Below are 19,173 nucleotides of genomic sequence, written 5' to 3' on the forward strand. Positions count from 1 at the left end.
GCGGGGCGCGGTGTGCGGTGATGCTGCCGACGACGCTGAGCATGGCCGCGCTGAGGATGACGTTGTCCGGTTCCGGGAGCCCGGGTCGCAGGGCCGCCAGCGCGGCCCCGATCCGGCGGTTGACCCCCCAGATCTCTCGCCGGACCGCGTCGCGGTCCTCCGCGGTGAGATAGCGGCTCTCCCATCGGTAGAGCCCGGCGGTGCGGCGGCATTCGACGGTGGTGCGGATCGCGGCGAGCAGCAGGCCGTCGAGGCGTTCGCCGGGGTCGGCGCTCGAGGGGCTCGCGGCGTCCGCTTCGGCGACCGCCGTCCCGAGCGTCGTGCCCAGGCTCAGGGCGGCGTCGCGGAACAACGCGTACTTGTTGGGAAAGTGCCGATAGAGGGCGGGGCCGGAAATGCCGACCGCGGCAGCGATCTCGTCGATCCCGACACCGTGGTACCCGCGTTCGCTGAACGCCTCGGCGGCGACCGCCGCGATCTGTGCCTTGCGGTTCTTCGGCCGTCGTCGCGGAGCCGGTGCTCCCTCGGTCGCCGTGCGGGCGGTCGACCGTGTCCGCGTCGCCCGCGAACCGGCCCGGGTCTGCTCCGCCACCGTACCTCCATTCATGCCGGGCGTGATGCCGGCAGCCTATCGCACACGTTAGCGGCCAACACCATATCTGCGTCGGCGAATCGGAGGGCCACGCCCCACGGAAAGGCCAGCGGAGAACCCTTGACAAACGCGGTTGCGCACCGCGAAAGTTAACGAGCATTCCCGATGTCACCACGGTGTCCGGCCGCTGCGCCGGACGTGTCCGTCCGATGCGCGTCGCGGCGCAGGTCCAGGATCCGAGGAGGTCCAGTGAGAACCCGATTCACCGAGGCATTCGGGGTCGAGCACCCCATCGTCCAGGGTGGGATGATGTGGGTCGGCCGCGCCGAACTCGTCGCCGCCGTGGCCGAATCCGGCGCTCTGGGCTTCCTGACCGCGCTCACCCAGCCGACGCCCGAGGACCTCGTGAAGGAGATCGCCCGGACCCGCGAGCTCACCGACAAGCCCTTCGGTGTCAATCTCACGATCCTGCCGTCGATCAACCCGCCGCCGTACGCCGAGTACCGGCAGGCCATCGTCGAGTCGGGTATCAAGATCGTCGAGACCGCCGGGTCCAACCCCGTCGACCACCTGCCCCACCTGAAGGACGCCGGCGTCAAGGTCGTCCACAAGTGCACGAGCGTGCGGCACGCGCTCAAGGCCGAACGCGTCGGAGTGGACGCCGTCAGCATCGACGGATTCGAGTGCGCCGGTCATCCCGGCGAGGACGACGTGCCCGGACTCGTCCTGATTCCCGTCGCCAGCCGGCAGCTGCAGATCCCGGTGATCGCCTCGGGTGGCATCGCGGACGCCCGCGGCCTCGTCGCCGCGCTAGCCCTCGGGGCGGACGGGGTCAACATGGGGACCCGGTTCATGTGCACCGTCGAGTCGCCCGTCGCGCATGCGGTCAAGGAACAGATCGTCGCCAACACCGAACGCGACACCCGGCTCATCTTCCGCACCCTGCACAACACCGCCCGCGTGGCGGCGAATTCGGTCAGCGCGGAGGTCGTCGAGATCGAATCGCGCGGAGCGGAGTTCAGCGACATCGCGCACCTCGTCGCCGGCGCCCGGGGCAGGAAGGTGTTCGAGGACGGCGATCTCGAGGCGGGCATCTGGACGGCCGGACAGAGCCAGGGCCTGATCGACGACATCCCGACCGTGGCCGAACTCGTCGAGCGCATGGTGTCCGAGGCGGAGTCGATCATCGAGGACCGGCTCCGCGGATTCGTGGCACAGGGGGTCGGGGCGTGAGCACACCGACCGGGGAGGGGCTGCGCTCGGAACTCGCCGACGGCATCCTGCGGCTGACCATCGACCGGCCGAAGCGGATGAACGCCGTGGACCTGCCGACCATGCGGGCGCTCGGCGCCGCGCTGGACGAGGCCGGCCCCGATCCCCGGGTCCGCACCGTCGTCCTCACCGGTGCGGGAACGGCGTTCTGCACCGGCGCCGATCTCGCTGCGGCAGCGACGAACCCGGCCGATCCGACCGAGGTCATGGACGTCGCGAACGCGGTGATCCGATCCATCGCGACGGTTCCGGTGCCGGTGATCGCCGCCGTCAACGGCCCCGCCGCGGGCGTGGGCGTGTCGATGGCTGTTGCGGCGGACCTCACCTATGCCGCCGAGAGCGCCTATTTCCTGCTGTCGTTCGTGAACATGGGGCTGATGCCCGACGGCGGAGCGAGCCTGCTCGTCCCGGCGGCGGTCGGGCGTGCGCGGGCCGCGGAGATGGCGCTGCTCGGCGAGCGGGTGTCGGCCGCGGATGCCGACCGGTTCGGCCTCGTCGCGCGCACCCTGCCCGACGCGCAGTTCGCCGCGCATGTCGCGGACGTGGCGGCTCGGACGGCGACGAAACCACGGCGCGCTTTCGAACTGACCAAGCGGGCACTTCATGCCACCACGCTCGGCCTGCTCGACGACGCGCTGGCCCGGGAGAAGAGCGGCCAGACCGAGCTGCTCGCCTCGGCGGACTTCGCCGAGGCGGCCATGGCCATGCTCGAGAAGCGAGCCCCGCGTTTCCCCTGACGACAGGCCGTGCACTTACCGGCGCGGGAACCCCGGTCGCCGCCCGGCTGCGTCCCGGTCGGACTGCCCTGTTAAGACGTTGGGCGACAATATCATTCGATGCGAGACGCGCTCCGTGCTGCGGGCGCCCGCGCCCTCCTCAACCGGTTGTCTCCCTGAGAATCACCATTAACAAAATGCTGGCCGAACAGGGGCGCTGCCTGTAATGTGCCTCACATCGAGAACCCGGATCGCGTCCCGTCGGCACCTCCGCCACGCCCCGAGAGGAATCCTCATGGCCACCGCCTCCACCCTCGCCGAGACCCAGCGCCTGCGTCGCAACAACTGGAACAACCACCTCGAGCGGCACGCCCTGATGATCCCGAACCGCACCGCGCTGCGGTTCCAGGGCCGGTCGATCACGTGGGCGGAGCTGCACGACCGGGTCGAGCGGCTCGCCGGTGCCCTCGCGCGGCGCGGCGTCGGCTTCGGTGACCGGGTCGTCGTGCTCATGCTCAACCGCCCCGAATACCTCGAAACCGTGCTGGCCGCGAACGCTCTCGGCGCGATCGCCGTGCCGGTCAACTTCCGTCTCACCGCGCCCGAGGTGGCGTACCTGTCGAACGACAGCGGGGCCTCGGCGATCGTGGTCGAGGCACCCCTCGCTCCGCTGGCCGCCGCGGTCCGCGCGGAGAGCGACGGGCTCGGCCTGTCCGTCACCGTCGGCGGGGCCCCGGACGGCGACAGCCTCGCCTACGAGGACCTGGTCGCCGAGACCGGCGAGCCGCACCCGGCGGTCGACGTTCCGGACGACACCCCGGCCCTGATCATGTACACCTCCGGGACCACGGGACGGCCCAAGGGCGCGGTGCTCTCTCACAGCAACATGTCCGCGCAGGCCCTCACGTGCATCCGTGCGTTCCACCTGTTCGACGAGTCCGGCGTCGGGTTCTGCGCCTCGCCGATGTTCCACATCGCGGCTCTCGGTGCGATGGCACCCAACCTGATGCTGGGCGTCGCCACCGTGATCCATCCGGTGGGGGCGTTCGACCCGAACGAGCTGCTCGACGTCCTCGAGGCCGAGCAGGTCACCAACCTGTTCCTGGTGCCGGTGCAGTGGCAGGCGGTGTGCGCGGCACAGCAGGCGAACCCGCGGAAGCTGGCCCTGCGCAACATCTCCTGGGGCGCTGCGCCGTCGTCCGACACGATCCTGCGCGCGATGGCCGAGACGTTCCCCGACGCGTCGAACGTCGCGGTGTTCGGCCAGACCGAGATGTCACCCATCACCTGCGTGCTCGACGGCGAGGACGCGCTGCGCAAGCTCGGCTCCGTCGGCCGGGTCATCCCCACCGTCCAGGCGCGGGTCGTCGACGACGAGATGAACGACGTGGCCCCCGGTGAGGTCGGCGAGATCGTCTACCGCGGACCCACCATGATGAGCGAGTACTGGAACAACCCGGCCGCGACGGCAGATGCGTTCCACGGCGGCTGGTTCCACTCCGGCGACCTCGTGCGCGTCGACGACGAGGGCTTCGTCTACGTCGTCGACCGCAAGAAGGACATGATCATCTCCGGCGGCGAGAACATCTACTGCGCCGAGGTCGAGAACGTGCTGTTCTCGCATCCGAAGATCCTCGAGGCCGCCGTGATCGGACGTCCGGATCCGAAGTGGGGCGAGGTGCCGGTCGCGGTGATCGCGTTGCGGCCCGGCCACGACGATCTTCCCCTGGACGAGCTGCAGCCGTTCTTCGACGAGCGGCTCGCCCGCTACAAGCATCCGAAGGACGTCGTGATCGTCGAGGCCCTGCCGCGCAACGCCAGCGGCAAGGTCGTCAAGCACCAGCTGCGCGGCGGCCTGTCGGCGGTCGTCCAGGGCTGAGACGCCGAGGAGCCGTCGGGGGACGGGAGGCCGCGATGACGCGTACGGGGGTATGGGAGTGACGTTCGAGCTGCCCGAGGCGAGGGGGCCGGTGCACGACCTGGCGATCCAGGTCGGTGCGTTGGTCGGGTTCTCCGTGGAGACCCTCGCCACCACCGTGCGCGTCGTCGCCGGCCGTCGACTCTCGCTCCGCGAGACGATCACACAGGCGCTGTTCGTCGCGAAGGTGTGCAGCGGCCCGGCGCTGCTGTTGATGCTGCCCGTCGGCGTGCTCATCGCGGTCTCCGTCGGCTCCCTCGCCGGCCGGCTCGGCGCCGGCGGGTACTCCGGCGCGATCGTCGCGTTCGTCGTGGTGGGTCAGGCCGCGGCGCTGGTGTGCGCACTCATGCTCGCCGGCGTCGGCGGCTCCGCGATCTGCGCCGACCTGGGTTCCCGCACCATCCGCGAGGAGATCGAGGCGATGGAGGTGATGGGGCTGAACGTGGTCGAGCGGCTCGTCGTGCCGCGGCTGCTCGCCTCGATCCTCGTGTCGGTGATGCTCTGCGCGCTCGTCACGCTCGTGGGTGTCGGCGGCTGCTATCTGTACGAGATCTACGTCGACGACGCCCCGGGCGGTGGCTTCCTGCGCACGCTGACCGAGTACGGCCGGCTGTCGGATTTCGTGATGGCGATGGTGAAGTCGGCGTTCTTCGGGATCACCTCCGCCCTCATCGCCGCGTTCAAGGGCCTGCACGCCAAGGGCGGCCCGAGCGGCGTGGCCGACGCCGTCAACGAGGCCGTCGTGCTCGCCTTCGTGATGGTGTTCGTCGTCAATACCGTGCTGTCCCAGATGTACACCGTGATGGTGCCGGCCGTGGGGACCTACTGATGCTGTCCCATTCCACCGTCACCCGGGTCCGCGGCGTCCACCGGTCGGTGACCGGCGTCGTCGACGGGTTCGCCACCGTCGGCCGCCACGTGCTGTTCGGGATACACACGGTCGCAGGCATTCCCACAGCGCTGCGCCGGTACCACAAGCACGTGACGTACCACGTGGGGGAGGTCGGCTTCGGCTATGCCTCGCTGCTCGCCGGGGGCGGCACCATCGGCATCGTCTTCGCGATGTCCGCGGTCGCCGCGATGATGGTCGGCGTCGAGACCCAGCGCGGCCTCGAGCTGATCGGCATGACGTCGCTGTCGGGAATGCTGTCCGCGATCGCCAACACCCGTGAACTCGCCCCGGTCGTCGCGTCCGTCGCGCTGGCGGCGAAGGTCGGCACCGGCTTCACCGCCCAGCTCGGCGCCATGCGGATCTCCGACGAGATCGACGCGCTGGACGCGATGGCCGTGCGGTCGGTGCCCTTCCTCGCCAGCACACGGCTGATCGCGTCCGCCGTCTGCGTGGTCCCGATCTACATGGTCGGCCTGCTGTCGGCGTACGTCGCCACCCGGCTCGTCGTCGTCACCTTCCAGGGCAACTCCGCGGGCACCTACGACTACTACTTCCACCTCGCGCTCGGCCCGTCCGACCTGTGGTACTCGCTGACCAAGGCCGTGGTGTTCGCGATGATCGTGGCACTCGTGCACTGCTCCTACGGATACCACGCCACCGGCGGACCGGAGGGGGTCGGTCGCGCGGCCGGGCGCGCGTTGCGCACCAGCATCCTGGCCATCGGTGTCACCGACGTGGTCCTGACGTTCGCGTTGTGGGGGCTCGTGCCGACCGTGCCGGGGATGGGGCTGTCGTGACGACCCAGCAGGCGACGGCGCCGGGTCCTGCCGTCACGGCGCCGCCCCCACCGCGGCGCGAGAGCCGTCGCCGGCGCCGAGACGGAACCGGCAGGGCGGGAGCGGCTCTCGTCGGGGTCGTCGCCGTCGTGGTCGTCGCCGTCGCGGGGGCCCTGCTCGTCGCCTCGGGGTCGGGCGGACTCTCGCGCGAGCCGGAAGTCACCGCGGTGGTCCCGGCGGGCGCGGGAGTGATCCACGGCGCCGCCGGGGTGCAGTACCGGGGCGTGCACGTCGGCCGGCTCGTGCACCTCGAGGCGGGCCTCGCGAGTTCACGGATCACGATGCGACTCGACGCCCGCGCGCTCCGAAACATTCCCGCCTCGGTGCAGCTCCGCATCGTGCCGCGCACCCTGTTCGGCGACGTCTTCCTCGAACTCGTCCCGGCCGCGGACCCTGCAACCGGGCCCCGCCTGCGGGCCGGCACACAGATCCCGGTGGACACCTCCGCCGAGGCGGTGCAGCTGGCGAACCTGTACTACACCACCACCGATCTCCTGCGGGAACTGCGGCCGGACCTGCTCGCCGTCACCCTCGACGCGATGAGCCAGGCCCTGGCGGGACGGGGCGAATCCCTCGGCCGCACCCTCGACCGCAGCGTCGCGCTCACCGAGCAGCTCGGCCCGCTGATCGACGAGGGACTGGCCTCCGCACCGCAACTCGCCGCGGTGACCGAGTCGATGGCCGCGGCCACCGACGACTTGGTCGCGACCCTGCAGAACGCGGCGGAGCTCTCGGAGATCGCCCTCGAACGCCGCGACGGTGTGGCACGCCTGCTGCGCGGCGGAGCCGCCCTGGCCGCCGACGGTTCCACCCTGATCGCGCAGAACACCGAGCGGATGATCGCCGTCGTCCGCGACGGTGCGCCGGTGCTCGAGACGTTCGCGGCCGACACCGTCGGGCTCGACGACACCCTGCGGCATCTCACGACCTTCGGCGACGCCGGCGCACGAGTCTTCGCGACCGGGCGGTTCGACATCACCGCCGTCGCGGACTTCTCGGATCCGATGCCGTACACCGCCGCCGACTGCCCCCGGTATCCCGGCATGGACGGCGCGAACTGCGACGATCCCGTCCGGACGAGCCCGATCGACCGGCAGCCCGTCCTCTCGGCCGCCGCGGAGCGGGAGCCGCTGGGATACCTGGAGCAGATCGCAGGTGGTGCCGACCCGTCCGATCCCGCGGCCACGGGGACGAATCCGTCCACCGCCGCGTCGATCCTGCTCGCGCCGCTCGTCCGTGGCACGGAGGTGGAAGTCTCGTGAACTCGCTGCTCGGACCGGGAGTGCGCCTCACGGCGTTCTGCGCCGTGGGAGTACTGGCGGCGGTCGTCGTCGGCAACACCCTCGACAGGACGATCGCCGGGTCCACCCGCGCATACTCCGCGGAGTTCACGGACGTCGAGGGGCTCGGCCCCGGCAGCGACGTCACGCTCGCCGGTGTGCGGGTGGGGCGCGTGTCCGACGTGACACTCGCGCCGCAGGACGACGGAACATCAAGAGCAGTAGTCGATTTCGAGGTGGAATCGGAGTTCGAGCTCACCACGGACGTCACTGCCGACGTGCACTACGGCGACATGATCGGCGTCCGGTACGTCGCGCTGACGCTGCCCGAGGACGGAACCGGCACCGTACTGCCCGACGGTGGCACGATCCCGGTCGGGCAGACGTCGCCGCCGGTCGACCTGACCGCGCTCGTCAACGGGTTCGAGCCGCTGTTCGAGGCGATCGACCCCGCCCAGGTGAACACACTCGCCACCGCCGTCGTCGAGGCGTTCCAGGGGCAGGGCAGCACACTGGATTCGCTGCTGCTGCACATCGCGTCGGTGAGCAGCGACCTCGTCGAGCACGAGCAGATCTTCGACAGCCTCGCCGTCAACCTCGAGACGCTCGTCGCCGTCGCGGACCGGCGCAGTACGGACGTCGGTCGCCTGATCTCGGGACTGGCCGTCGTCAGCGACGCCCTGGCCGGGGACGGCGATCAGCTCGCTGTGCTCGTCGAGCGCGGCTCCACCTCCGTCCGTGCCGCCGCCGCACTCGTCGCCGGCGCGACGGCCCCGCTCGCGAGCACGGTGACCGACCTGCGGGCGATGACCGACGCGTGGATCCCCCGGACCGGACAGTTCGATCAGGTGATGAGCGGCCTTCCGGAGCTGGCCGGCAACATCAACCGCATCGGCGACTACGGCGGCTGGCTGAACCTCTACATGTGCAACTTCACGGTGAAGAGCCACGACGCCGAGGTCAACCTCTTCGGCCCGGCCTACTCGGAGGTGTGCCGATGAGCGCCGTGCGACGGATCCGCGACGCCGCACTCGCGATGCTCGCGGGCCGGCACGATCGGACCGCCGACCCGCTCGTGGTGGGGACCGTCGGGATCGTCCTCGTCGCGGCGGTGATGGCCGTCGCCCTCGCCGCACCGCGGGTCACCTACCTCCTCCGCACCGACGAGTACACGGCGGAACTGGCGAACGCGGCGGGGCTGCAACCCGACGACCCGGTCTACGTGGCCGGGGTGCCCACCGGGCGGGTCGAGGACCTGCGGCTGGGAACGGACCGGGTCGTCGTGACGTTCCGGGTGGACGGCGGCCAACCGCTCGGCGATCGCACTGCGGCCGAGGTGAAGCTGAAGACGATCCTCGGCAAGCTCTACCTGTCGGTGACTCCGGCCGGGGCCGGGGAACTCCCCGAGGGCCGGATCCCGCTGGCACGCACCTCCGTTCCGTACAGCCTCGACCAGATCGCGGCGGACGCCGGGCAGGTGGCCCGCGATCTCGACGTGCCCGGACTCGAAGCGATGATGCGGACGCTCGCCGACATCGTCCCGTCCGACTCGGCCCAGCTCGCCGACGCCCTCGCCGGCGCCACCGCCGCAGCAGAGATGCTGTCGCGCAACGACGCCCGCATACACTCACTGCTCGAGGCGTCGCGCTCGCTCTCCGCGATCGTCGCCGGGCAGAGCGAGGACGTCGCGGCGCTGGTGCAGAACGCGACCACCGTCGTGTCGGTGCTCGCCGCCCGCAGGGACGCGCTCGGGCAGCTCGTGGCGGACCTGCGCCTGCTGACCGAGCGCACCGCCGCCTTCCTCGAGGACAACTCCGCGGAGATCGACGCATTGCTGGTCAACCTGCGTTCGGTGACCGACACGCTGAACCGCAACGCCGAGAACATCGATGTGCTGATGACCCGTCTGCCGCCGGCGCTGCGTGCCGCCGCCGACGCGTCGGGCAACGGCAACTGGGTCGACGTGCACGCCCCCGCCGGCCCCATCCCCGACAACCTGCTGTGCGCGCTCGGCGTGATGGAGGGATGCCGGTGACCACCACCCGGACGGCAGTGACCACCCGGACAACCTGGGCGCTCCGCGGGCTCGCGATCGGCGTCGTCGCGGTGGTGTGCGCGGCGGCGGCCTGGTACGTCTTCGTCGGCACCGATCGTGCCCGGACCGTGACCGCCGAATTCGCGTCCGTGAGCGGTGTCTATCCCGGCAGCAAGGTCGCCGTCCTGGGGCTGCCCGTCGGCACGGTCGAATCGGTCGAGCCGGCCGGCACCGTCGTGACCGTGACGATGCGGATCCCCGACGACATCGTCCTGCCCGCCGACGTCTCGGCCTTCGTGATGAGTCCGTCGATCATCAGCGACCGGTTCGTCGAACTGAGCCCGGCCTATGCGGGCGGGGCCCGGTTCGAGGACGGTGACGTCATCCCGCCCGAACGCAGCCACGCACCGATCAACTGGGACGAACTGCTCGAGAGCGTCGACACCATCGCGGCGGCGCTCGGGCCGGACGCCGGCGCGCTGGGGGCGACCCTCGACCTGGCCGCCGGTGCCACCGCGGGGCTCGGACCCGAGATCAACCGGGCGCTGCGTGCGGTGGGTGCCGCGAGTTCCGTCGTCGGCGCCCGATCCGAGGACATCGGGGCGCTCGTCGACGACCTCGGGATCGCGGTCGAGGCCGTGAACGCCCGTCAGGGCTCGCTGTCCGAACTGGCCACCGGGTTGTCCGACCTGGGCGCCGAGCTGCAACGGCAGAACCTCGACGTCGCCGGGCCGATCGGCCGGCTGACGACGATCCTGGACCGGCTCGACACCCTGCTCGGTGCCCGCGGGCAGGACATCGACGCCGTCGTCGCCGACGCGCAGGTGCTCACCGGGCTGTTCGCCGAGCACCGTGCCGATCTCGCGGAGCTGCTGGACGTGCTGCCGCTGACGATGCAGAACATCGACAACACCATCGGTGAGAACACCACCGCCCGCATCCGGCTGAACATCTCCACCCGGATCGGTCAGTTCCCGCGGGCGAGGGAGCTGTGCGAGCGGGAACAGCTGCCGTTGTGCACCGGAGCGGGATTCACCAACCCGATCACCGTCCCGATCGACCTGTCCGATCCCTTCCGGGATCTCGTGCCCCAGTCGCTGGACCGGGCCCTGGGAGGCGGCCGATGAACCGGCGCACGGCCGGGCTCGCCGCCGTCCTGGCCGCGGCGGCGGTCGCGGCCACGGGGTGCGGCGTGGGCCTGCAGCAGCTGCCGATCGGGCGCAGCGGCGAGGGCGAAACCTACCAGGTGACAGCGGTGTTCGACGGGGCGGACCGCGTCGATCCCGGCACCGAGGTGCGCGTCGGGCAGGCCGTGGTGGGCCGCGTGCGGTCGATCTCCACGGACGGCCGCCGTGCCTTCCTCGAACTGAGCATGAGCGAGTGGGCCGAACTGCCCGCGAACGTCGCCGCGTCGGTGCGGCTGCCGTCCGCGCTCGGCAGCCCGTTCGTCCAGATCGACCTGCCCGGGCAGCCGTCACCGGAGCCGCTCGCCGACGGGGACGTCATCGAGCGGACGGAGCGGGGCCCCGAGCTCGAGGCCACGTTCGCGATGCTGGGACAGATCGTCAGCGGCAGCGGCCTCGACGAACTCCGCACGATCACCACCGAGCTCACGACCGCGTTCGGCGGTCGCGGCGACAAGATCCGCACCCTACTCGAACGGATGGACCGGACGATGGCGCTCGCGGCCGGCAACGGCGATCACCTCGCCCGGACGCTGCGCGCCGCCGACGACGTCACGGCCCGGCTGGCGCAGCAACAGCAGCTGATCGACGACGGCATCGCGAGCAGCGCGGAGATCGTCGACCTGCTCGCGGCGCAGGAAGCGGACCTACGGTCCCTGGTGTCGAGCACGTCCACGATGCTGACGTCGCTGGACGCGATCATGGCCGACTCCGGCCGGATGGGCGGATCCGTCGACGACATCGCCGAGATCCTCGCCGGAATCCGGGACTTCAACCGGACGGTCGGCTCTGCGCTGACCAACATGGATGCCTTCGTCGACGGGTTCAACCGGTCCGTGCACGGCGACTATCTGCTGTTCGACGGCGCGTTCGACGTGCCGGGAGCGATCGACATGCTGCTCACGGGCGGCGTCCCGATGCCCGCCGCATCGCCGCCGGTCACCGTCCCGTCGGGGCTGCCGGACCTGCTCCAGGGAGGACTCCGATGAAACGGTCGGTGCTGGTGCAGGTTTCGCTGTTCGTCGTGCTCGGTCTGCTGGCCACCGCGTTCGGTGTCCGCTACGTCCTCGGCCCGCAGAGCTTCGGCGGTGGCCTCGAGGTGCGAGCGCACCTGGTCGACGCGCGCGGTATCGGTCCCGGGACGACGGTGACCTACCGTGGGGTCGCGGTGGGGGAGATCGACTCGGTGACGATCGACGACGGCGGTCGCGGGTCGACGGCGGTGCTCACGCTGGATCCGGACACCCGGATCCCCGTGGGCAGCACGGGCCGCGTCGCGACGGCCACCGCGATCGGCATCATCACCCTCGACATCGAACCGCAGACCGCCGAGGGTCCCTATCTCACCGACGGCGACACCCTCGAGGTGCCGGCGGACGCGCAGGGACTGCGGCTCGACCAGATGCTCGTCCGGATGAGCGCACTCGTCGAGAGCATCGATCCCGGATCGGTCGCGACGCTCGGCGAGACCTGGGGCACCGCACTCGCGGGTACGGGGCCCGACCTGCAGGCCCTGCTCGAGAACGCCGATGCACTCTCGACGATGGCGTCGGAACGGGCGCCGACCCTCGCGGCACTGCTGGAGCAGGGGGTCGACCTGGTGAACACGCTCGCCGAGAACTCCGGCACCTTCCCGGGCGCGATGCGGGCCGTGCGGGACGTCTCCGACCAACTCGCCGGTAGCCGGGACGCGCTCGTGTACCTGCTGGACCGGTCGCCGGAGGCCCTCGCGAAGACGGAGCGGTTGTTCGCCGACACCCGTGACGACTACGGGCTGCTGCTGACGAACCTGGTGACCGTGGGCGACGTGCTCGCCCCGCGCACCCCGGCCCTGGCAGCCGGCCTCGACTCGATCCCCGCGGCGCTCGGCGACCTGACCTCGGTGGTCGAAGGCGACCGTGGCGACTTCTCGCTCGTCGCCACGCAGGGGCCGGTCTGCTACTACGACACGCAGCGCCGCACTGTCGGCGACGAGAGCCCCCGCACCCCGAACCTGTCCCTGTACTGCCCGCCGGGCGAGGATCTCGCCCAGCGCGGCGCCCGCGTCGCGCCACGACCCGACGACCTCGGCCTGCAACACCAGACCACCCCCGCAATGGTGACCGGACCGGACATGGCGGAGGATCCGCTGCTCGTCCCCACCGGCGTCGAGGTACTGCAGTACTGGCAGAAGCTGTTGGAAGGACTGGGAAACTGATGCCGACCACCGAATCCACCACCGAATCCGCCGTCGACGACACCGCCACGCCCGCGCTGCCGGAGCCGGCGCCCCCGGGCTCCCGGCCGCGGCGACGGCTGCTGCTCGTCCTGATCGTGCTGCTCACCGCGGCCGCCGGCTTCTGCGGCTTCCGGTGGTGGCAGGCCGAGCAGGCCGAGGACCTACGGGCCGGTGCGCTCGAACGGGCGCGGGAGTACGCGATCGCGCTCGGCACCTACGACTACCGGCACTTCGACGATGCGCTCGCCGCGGTCACCGACGTCTCCACCCCCGAGTTCGCGGACAAGTACCGCGCGGTGGCGGGAGACCTGCGCGGGCTCGTGGAGAACGGGCAGGGCGTCTCCGTCGCGACCGTGTCGCACGCCGCGGTCGAGACACTCGACGCGGATCGCGCGACGGTGCTCGTGTTCCTCGACCAGGACGTGAAGAACGTCGCGGTGCCGGACGGGCGGGTCGACGCGACACGGTTCCTGATCACCCTCGACCGGGTGGACGACCGGTGGCTGCTGCAGGGAGCGGACGCGAAGTGACGATCTGCGAGGTGGCGACGTGGCGGACCTGACCGGGTCCGGCGACGGAGCATCGGGCCGGAGGCTCACGCAGGCCGCGCTCAACGCGGACGCCACGATCGCCCGGGTGGAAGCGGGTGCCTACCGGGATGTTGCCGATCCTGCCCGGACCGTGGCACCGGGCCCGCGTCGTGCTTCGCGGGCCGGGCCGTCCGGGGATGAGAAGACCCGTCCGGAAGGGAGTCTTCCGGACGGGCGGTCTCGCGTCAGTACCTGGGCGGGCGGACCAGGTCGTCGGACACGTGCGGATGCGCGGAATCCGATCGCACCAGGTAGGCCTCGAGGGCTGCGGTGCCGCCCAGTGCGGCACCGAGCAGCAGCAGTAGCTCGACCACGTTCGCGTTCATATCGGTTTCTCCTCTCGACGTGCGGCCCGATCGTCAGTCGGCCGTCGGGCGCTCCTGCTGGTCGCGGTCCGCGAACATGGCCTCGATGCGGGCCTTGATCTCCTCGGTGCTCATGGAGCGACGGGGCGCGGCGACAGCGGAGGTGTGCATGTGTGGTGGTGTTCCTGTCTGTGATGTCGGGATGATCGGGGCTCGGTCGACCGGGACGGTCAGTTCGTCCGGAGGAAGGACACGAGACCCGTGACGGTGGTGGTCGCACCGACCGCGGTCAGGCCGGTGACCATGAGGGCTGCGGCGCCGACGGAGACGGCGGCGCCGAGCGTGTGCCCGAGAGCGGCGCGCCACCCCGGCGTCGACGAGCCGGTGTGGGACACGAGCACCATCGGGGCGCTCCGGACGTCCTCGTAGCGTGAGGTGTGGTGGCGCGTTGCCGTGCCTGTCATATTCGGTTTATCCCCCTGCAAGCAATTCGTGACTTGGTTCACAAAACCAATGCCGATGTGTTGTACCCCATCACAGCGGCGTGCGCTACTCGTGCAGATGTCCAACTGTGCTCAGGGGTCCGCGCGATCGCCCGCGATCCGCACGTAGGAGGCGGCTCCGCGCTCCCCGCGACGCGCCGGCCGTTCCGGCGTGTCTGGTTGAATGGCGATCCGAGCCCCGCGTCGAAAGCGCGGCGACGAGGTCGAGGAGCGCACATGCAGAACGGTCAGTCCACGGCCGATCCGGCGACGGTGTTCACCGCACTCGCCGAGATCGTCTACCGCGGCGCGGGCCCTGCGGAGACGTACACGGCGATCTGCGTGGCCGCCACGATGCTGGTGCCCGGCTGCGACCATGCCAGTCTCATGCTGCGGGAAGGTAAGGCGTACGTCACCGTCGGTGCCTCCGACGACGTCGCGCGGCACGTCGACGACCTCGAGCGCGCGACCGGCGAGGGACCGTGCCTGGACGCGATCGAGGAGGACGCCGCTCAGATCGAGCCGGACCTGAACGTCTCCGAGCAGTGGCCGCATCTGGCTCCCGGCATCGTGACGCAGACGCCCGTGCGTGGAGCGATGGGGTTCCGCCTGCGAGTCGACGACCGCAAGGTCGGGTCGCTGAACCTGTTCTCCGATACGGCGGGGGCCTTCGACCTCGCGGCCGCCACCCACGCCAGCGTCCTGGCCGCCTTCGCGGCCGTTGCCGTCGCCGCCACGTCCCGGGGCGAGGACATTGCCTCACTGCGCAACGGCATCGAGAGCAACCGGGAGATCGGCAAAGCGGTCGGTCTTCTCATGGCACTGAACAAGATCTCCGACGATCAGGCGTTCGAGCTGCTCCGCCGGACGTCGCAGCAGGTCAACGTCAAGGTGGCGGAACTGGCCCGCACCGTCGTCGACCAGCATCGCCGCGAGACGCGCGAGATGAAGGGACGCCGTTGAGTTCCCGCCCTTGCATTCGGGGTGTGATGCAGATAACATCGGTAGTGCGAATCGAGCAGACGTCCGAGGACGACAGAGGCTCGTGAAGCAGAGATCCGGCCCGGTGAACGCGAAAGCGATTTCCCGGGCCGAACCCCTGTCCGGGGTGTTCGCGGACGCGGGGTGTTCACGGACGGCGGGTCAGGCCAGCCGCTCACGCCGCAACTGCTCGACCTCCGGCAGATCCAGCGGCGGCAGCGAGTCCACGCCGAGCGCGCGTGCCAGCAGCAGATCCGCCAGTTCGGGGTTGCGGGCCAGGACCGGTCCGTGCATGTAGGTGCCGATCACCGAACCCTGCACGGCGCCCTCGACGCCGTCGCCCACGCCGTTGCCGACACCCCGGGTGACCCGGCCCAGGGCACGAGCCTCCGGCCCCAGAGTCGTTCCGCCGCGGTGGTTCTCGAAGCCGGTCAACGGCAGGTGCAGCCCCTCGACGAGGGGAGTGGTCACGACCTCGCCGATGGCACGGGTCTGCTGCGGAGCGGTGGTCACGTCGAGCAGGCCGACGCCGTCGACGCGCTCGCCCGCCGACGTCTGGTACCAGTTGCCGAGCACCTGGATCGCCGCGCAGATCGCCAGGACCGGAGCCCCCCGTCCGGCCGCCCGTTGCAGTCCCGGATGCCGCTGCAGGTGTCGCGTGGCGAGGCGTTGCGCCGAGTCCTCGGCCCCGCCGAGGGTGTACAGGTCCAGGGAGTCGGGCACCGGGTCGGTCAGGTTGATCGACACGACCTCGGCGTCGTGGCCGCGCATCCGCAGGCGCTGCCGCAGGACCAGCGCATTGCCGCCGTCGCCGTAGGTACCCATCACGTCGGGCAGCACGAGCCCGATCCGCACGGTGGACTCAGACATGCGCGGCTCCCTTCGCCAGGGCGGTGTTCAGATCCCGGAACGCGGTGTAGTTGGCCAGGACCTCGACCCGTCCGGGCGGGCACGACGCGATGGCCCGGACCGGATCCGCCACCAGCGTGTGCTCGACCCCGGCGTAGGTCAGCCGCACGGCCAGGTCGGTACCGCGTTCGCCGGAGGCCACCACCTGCACGCCCTCGAAGTGCTCGAACCGCACGTCCCACAGCCACGACAGGTCCTCCCCGTCGGGCACCTGCCCGTTGACCGCGATGACCAGACCGTCGACCGTCGGGTCGATCATCGACAGGGCTTCCTGCCATCCGGCCGGATTCTTCGCCAGCAGCATGTGCACCGAATGCGGACCCACCTGCACGGTCTTGTACCGGCCGGCGACCTCCTCGACGACACCCGCGGCGGCGACGGCCGCGGCCGGATCCGCGCCGAGGGCGACCGCCGCGGCCACCGCCTGCGCGGCGTTGCCGCGGTTGGCGCGCCCCGGCAGGGTCAGCGTCATCGGCAGCACCAGCCCGTCCGGGCCGTAGAGATTGTCGTCGTCGACCCACCAATCCGGTTCGGGCCGTGCGAAATCCGATCCCGTGCTGCGCCAGTGCCCGTCCTCCCACAGGATCGGCTCGCCGGTGCGGGGGCAGCTGACCGAGTCGCCCGACCAGCCGGCGCCCGCCGCCACCCACACCACGTTCGGATGGTCGTAGGCGACGGAGGTGACGAGCACGTCGTCGCAGTTCGCGACGACCACCGCGTCCGGGTGCCGTTCGAGACCGGCCCGCAGCTTGCGTTCGATCATGTTGATCTCGCCCACCCGGTCCAGCTGGTCGCGGCTCAGATTGAGCAGCACGATCGCTTCGGGGTCGAGGGCGTCGGCGACGTGCGGGGTGTGCAACTCGTCGACCTCGATCGCCGCGAGCGGCGCCTCCTGATTGGCGACCAGCGCGGCGACGATGCCGGCGTCCATGTTCGCCCCGTCGGCCTGGGTGGCGACGGAGTCCATCGTCTCCAGCGCCGCCGCCGTCATCCGGGTGGTGGTGGACTTGCCGTTGGTGCCGGTCACCAGGACGGTGCGTCGTCCGCGCCCGAGCTGCTCCATCAGCCGCGGATCGATCTTCAGCGCGACGAGACCGCCGATCATCGAGCCCTTGCCGCGCCCGGCCTTCTGCGAGGCCCACGAGGCGGCCTTCGCCGCGCGCAGCGCCAGCCGCCCGCGCCCGGTGATTCGAGTGCTTGTACCCACGTCGCGAGTTTTCCACAGCGGCGCCGGCGTCGCCGCAGCGCCGCCGTGTCCGCGCCGTCACACGCCGCTGCGCCGGGGCGAATCGCTCACAGCATCCGCGGTGCCGGATGCATCCGCGCAGGTGGCGTGGTCCCCTGGGGCGGGGAGGTGGTCGCCGTGGCGGATGCGGACACAACCAGCGGGAACACCGGGACGTACGTCGTGGTGGGCGACACCACGGTCGCGCGCCGGGTCTGCGCCTCGCTCGTCGTCCTGGGCTGCACCGTGCGGCATGCGCCCCGGCCCGACGACGACGAGCTGCGGGCCCTACTGGACCGGCCGCCGGTCGCCGGGATCGCGGTGCTCCTGCAGGACGACGTGGTGGCGCTGCGGTACGCGCTCGCCGCGGCGCACCTGCAGCCGGACGCCCCGATGGTCGCGACGATCTTCGACCGCACGATCGGCGATCAGCTCGCCCGGTTCCTGCCGCAGTGCGACGTGACGTCGCCGGCGGACCTGGCCGTGGCGTCCCTGGCCGGGCCGTGCGTGGCACCCGACCTGCTGGCGGTGACCTCCACCCGCGGACCGCGCGGCATCCGCGCGGCCGGTGACGTGCTCGACGAGGTGCCCGTCGCGGTGCCGCGCCGCATGGCGTGGCAGCGGTGGGCCGGGCAACTCACCGCGGTGCTGCGCACCCACGAGACCGGCACCCGCATCCTGCTCGCCGGGCTGCTCGGGCTGGCTGCGGTGCTGTTCGGCGACTGGGCCTGGCTGACCTTCGGGGAGGGCAAGGGAACGATCGACGCGTTCCACGAGGCGGTCCGCGTGGTCACCACGGTCGGACCGGCGGCCGACCCGCACGGCAACGAGGCATACGCCGCGATCGCGTCCACCGCGATGCTGGCGACGATCGTGTTCACTGCCATGTTCACCGCCGGGGTGGTGGACCGGCTGCTGGGTCCGCGCCTGACCGCGCTGCTCGGCCCGCGATCGCTGCCCCGCTCCGGGCACGTGATCGTCGTGGGCCTCGGGCAGGTGGGTCTGCGGCTGTGCCGGGAGCTGCGGGACCTCGGCATCCCGGTGGTGGGTGTCGAGCGGGACACGAATGCGCGCAACCTGCGACTGGTGCGCGACCTGAATATCCCCGCCGTGGTCGGCGACGGCGGCGACCGCCGGCTGCTCGAGCGGGTCGGGGTCCATCGGGCGGTCGCGCTCGCCGCGGTGGGGTCCGACGACCGGGACAACGTCGCGGTCTCGCTCGCCGTCCAGGGCATCGCACCGGGCCTGCGGCTGGTCTTGCGCGCCGGGGAACGCGAGGTGCTCGCCGAGACGGGCTCGCTGCTGCCGCTGGGCGTGATCCGCGACGTGACGAGCCTGAGCGCGACGTACGTGCTCGCGCGTCTGCTCGGTCGCGAGCCGCTGGGGGTGGTCGCCGGTGCGGTGCATGTGCACCTGCGCCTTCCGGACGGCCGGTTCGAGGAACTGCCGATCGCGTCGCCGGGGGGCTGCCGGCACGCGCCGGTCGCGGGCGCGGGCATGCGGTAGCCGCCGGTGGGTATGCCGGAGGGGCAGGTATGCCGGAGGGAACCCGACCCGAGGGAGGAATCGTCGCGATGCTGCTCTCCGTGGGGCACGGACGGCTCGACCGGACGCAACTGGCCGAGCTGCTGCATTCCGCCGGCGTCGAGTCGCTGGTCGACGTCCGGCGTTTCCCGGGCAGCCGGCGCAACCCGGACCTGTCGAGCGACGCGATGACGCAATGGCTGGGGGGGGGCGG

General features: G+C 71.2%; 20 protein-coding genes. 15 read left to right on the plus strand and 5 right to left on the minus strand.

What is annotated here, in order from left to right; genetic code table 11:
* On the minus strand, positions 1 to 592 hold a 592-nt coding region (locus OEY_RS28580; protein WP_010594937.1), incomplete at its 3' end, for a TetR/AcrR family transcriptional regulator.
* Between the two features lie 249 nt (positions 593 to 841).
* Between OEY_RS28580 and OEY_RS0116435 the strand changes: the two genes are divergently transcribed.
* The 12 genes from OEY_RS0116435 to OEY_RS0116490 all read left to right on the plus strand — a co-directional run bounded on the left by OEY_RS0116435 (position 842) and on the right by OEY_RS0116490 (position 13,473).
* The gene (locus OEY_RS0116435) at positions 842 to 1,825 is read left to right on the plus strand and encodes an NAD(P)H-dependent flavin oxidoreductase (RefSeq protein WP_010594938.1); all 984 of its coding nucleotides are present in this window, start codon (positions 842 to 844) and stop codon (positions 1,823 to 1,825) included.
* Complete coding sequence (locus tag OEY_RS0116440) at positions 1,822 to 2,601, plus strand: enoyl-CoA hydratase (protein WP_010594939.1); 780 nt, start codon at positions 1,822 to 1,824, stop codon at positions 2,599 to 2,601. The genes OEY_RS0116435 and OEY_RS0116440 overlap by 4 nt, the downstream gene beginning before the upstream one ends.
* Before the next feature lie 274 nt (positions 2,602 to 2,875).
* Positions 2,876 to 4,459, plus strand: a complete 1,584-nt coding sequence (fadD5, locus tag OEY_RS0116445) for a fatty-acid--CoA ligase FadD5 (RefSeq protein ID WP_010594940.1) — start codon at positions 2,876 to 2,878, stop codon at positions 4,457 to 4,459.
* A 58-nt stretch (positions 4,460 to 4,517) separates the two neighbouring features.
* The gene (locus tag OEY_RS0116450) at positions 4,518 to 5,327 is read left to right on the plus strand and encodes an MlaE family ABC transporter permease (RefSeq protein WP_029540076.1); all 810 of its coding nucleotides are present in this window, start codon (positions 4,518 to 4,520) and stop codon (positions 5,325 to 5,327) included.
* Complete coding sequence (locus OEY_RS0116455) at positions 5,327 to 6,187, plus strand: MlaE family ABC transporter permease (protein ID WP_010594942.1); 861 nt, start codon at positions 5,327 to 5,329, stop codon at positions 6,185 to 6,187. The genes OEY_RS0116450 and OEY_RS0116455 overlap by 1 nt, the downstream gene beginning before the upstream one ends.
* Entirely contained in the window at positions 6,184 to 7,488 is a 1,305-nt protein-coding gene (locus OEY_RS0116460) for an MCE family protein (RefSeq protein WP_237713757.1), read from the plus strand. Before OEY_RS0116455 ends, OEY_RS0116460 begins: the two co-directional genes overlap by 4 nt.
* Positions 7,485 to 8,507, plus strand: coding sequence for an MCE family protein (locus OEY_RS0116465; protein WP_010594944.1), 1,023 nt, complete (start codon positions 7,485 to 7,487; stop codon positions 8,505 to 8,507). Before OEY_RS0116460 ends, OEY_RS0116465 begins: the two co-directional genes overlap by 4 nt.
* Positions 8,504 to 9,541, plus strand: coding sequence for an MCE family protein (locus tag OEY_RS0116470; RefSeq protein ID WP_010594945.1), 1,038 nt, complete (start codon positions 8,504 to 8,506; stop codon positions 9,539 to 9,541). Before OEY_RS0116465 ends, OEY_RS0116470 begins: the two co-directional genes overlap by 4 nt.
* A complete protein-coding gene (locus tag OEY_RS0116475) occupies positions 9,532 to 10,668 on the plus strand; it encodes an MCE family protein (protein WP_010594946.1) in 1,137 nt (378 codons plus the stop codon). The genes OEY_RS0116470 and OEY_RS0116475 overlap by 10 nt, the downstream gene beginning before the upstream one ends.
* Complete coding sequence (locus OEY_RS0116480) at positions 10,665 to 11,714, plus strand: MCE family protein (protein ID WP_010594947.1); 1,050 nt, start codon at positions 10,665 to 10,667, stop codon at positions 11,712 to 11,714. The genes OEY_RS0116475 and OEY_RS0116480 overlap by 4 nt, the downstream gene beginning before the upstream one ends.
* Positions 11,711 to 12,922, plus strand: a complete 1,212-nt coding sequence (locus OEY_RS0116485; RefSeq protein ID WP_010594948.1) for an MlaD family protein — start codon at positions 11,711 to 11,713, stop codon at positions 12,920 to 12,922. The genes OEY_RS0116480 and OEY_RS0116485 overlap by 4 nt, the downstream gene beginning before the upstream one ends.
* Positions 12,922 to 13,473, plus strand: coding sequence for a hypothetical protein (locus OEY_RS0116490; protein ID WP_010594949.1), 552 nt, complete (start codon positions 12,922 to 12,924; stop codon positions 13,471 to 13,473). The genes OEY_RS0116485 and OEY_RS0116490 overlap by 1 nt, the downstream gene beginning before the upstream one ends.
* Positions 13,474 to 13,718: 245 nt before the next feature.
* On the opposite strand, the gene OEY_RS30845 is transcribed toward OEY_RS0116490, so the two are convergent.
* Positions 13,719 to 13,859 (minus strand): hypothetical protein, encoded by a 141-nt coding sequence (locus OEY_RS30845; RefSeq protein ID WP_017681531.1) that lies wholly within the window; start codon positions 13,857 to 13,859, stop codon positions 13,719 to 13,721.
* Between the two features lie 209 nt (positions 13,860 to 14,068).
* Positions 14,069 to 14,302 carry a hypothetical protein gene (locus OEY_RS30555; RefSeq protein WP_099528127.1) on the minus strand — a complete coding sequence of 78 codons (234 nt, stop codon included), beginning with the start codon at positions 14,300 to 14,302 and terminating at the stop codon, positions 14,069 to 14,071.
* A 255-nt stretch (positions 14,303 to 14,557) separates the two neighbouring features.
* On the opposite strand from OEY_RS30555, the gene OEY_RS0116510 reads away from it, so the two are divergent.
* Positions 14,558 to 15,283, plus strand: a complete 726-nt coding sequence (locus OEY_RS0116510) for an ANTAR domain-containing protein (protein WP_010594950.1) — start codon at positions 14,558 to 14,560, stop codon at positions 15,281 to 15,283.
* 180 nt (positions 15,284 to 15,463) lie between these two features.
* Here the strand turns inward: OEY_RS0116510 and OEY_RS0116515 are convergent, their stop codons facing one another.
* A complete protein-coding gene (locus tag OEY_RS0116515; protein WP_010594951.1) occupies positions 15,464 to 16,171 on the minus strand; it encodes a type 1 glutamine amidotransferase in 708 nt (235 codons plus the stop codon).
* The gene (locus OEY_RS0116520) at positions 16,164 to 17,417 is read right to left on the minus strand and encodes a Mur ligase family protein (RefSeq protein ID WP_010594952.1); all 1,254 of its coding nucleotides are present in this window, start codon (positions 17,415 to 17,417) and stop codon (positions 16,164 to 16,166) included. Before OEY_RS0116520 ends, OEY_RS0116515 begins: the two co-directional genes overlap by 8 nt.
* Positions 17,418 to 17,573: 156 nt before the next feature.
* On the opposite strand from OEY_RS0116520, the gene OEY_RS0116525 reads away from it, so the two are divergent.
* Both OEY_RS0116525 and OEY_RS0116530 read left to right on the plus strand, forming a co-directional pair.
* The gene (locus OEY_RS0116525) at positions 17,574 to 18,941 is read left to right on the plus strand and encodes a potassium channel family protein (RefSeq protein WP_048773682.1); all 1,368 of its coding nucleotides are present in this window, start codon (positions 17,574 to 17,576) and stop codon (positions 18,939 to 18,941) included.
* 68 nt (positions 18,942 to 19,009) lie between these two features.
* Positions 19,010 to 19,173 (plus strand): DUF488 family protein (locus OEY_RS0116530; RefSeq protein ID WP_157180004.1); only part of this gene is annotated, 164 nt, incomplete at its 3' end.

It is taken from the genome of Rhodococcus sp. P14, assembly GCF_000256505.1.
Taxonomy (GTDB): Bacteria; Actinomycetota; Actinomycetes; order Mycobacteriales; family Mycobacteriaceae; genus Rhodococcus; species Rhodococcus ruber.

Coding starts and splice junctions, on each gene's coding strand:
- fadD5 (WP_010594940.1), top strand. CDS start 2,876: ATGGCCACCGCCTCCACCCTCGCCGAGACCCAGCGCCTGCGTCGCAAC.
- OEY_RS0116455 (WP_010594942.1), top strand. CDS start 5,327: ATGCTGTCCCATTCCACCGTCACCCGGGTCCGCGGCGTCCACCGGTCG.
- OEY_RS0116470 (WP_010594945.1), top strand. CDS start 8,504: ATGAGCGCCGTGCGACGGATCCGCGACGCCGCACTCGCGATGCTCGCG.
- OEY_RS0116475 (WP_010594946.1), top strand. CDS start 9,532: ATGCCGGTGACCACCACCCGGACGGCAGTGACCACCCGGACAACCTGG.
- OEY_RS0116480 (WP_010594947.1), top strand. CDS start 10,665: ATGAACCGGCGCACGGCCGGGCTCGCCGCCGTCCTGGCCGCGGCGGCG.
- OEY_RS0116485 (WP_010594948.1), top strand. CDS start 11,711: ATGAAACGGTCGGTGCTGGTGCAGGTTTCGCTGTTCGTCGTGCTCGGT.
- OEY_RS0116490 (WP_010594949.1), top strand. CDS start 12,922: ATGCCGACCACCGAATCCACCACCGAATCCGCCGTCGACGACACCGCC.
- OEY_RS30845 (WP_017681531.1), bottom strand. CDS start 13,859: ATGAACGCGAACGTGGTCGAGCTACTGCTGCTGCTCGGTGCCGCACTG.
- OEY_RS30555 (WP_099528127.1), bottom strand. CDS start 14,302: ATGACAGGCACGGCAACGCGCCACCACACCTCACGCTACGAGGACGTC.
- OEY_RS0116510 (WP_010594950.1), top strand. CDS start 14,558: ATGCAGAACGGTCAGTCCACGGCCGATCCGGCGACGGTGTTCACCGCA.
- OEY_RS0116515 (WP_010594951.1), bottom strand. CDS start 16,171: ATGTCTGAGTCCACCGTGCGGATCGGGCTCGTGCTGCCCGACGTGATG.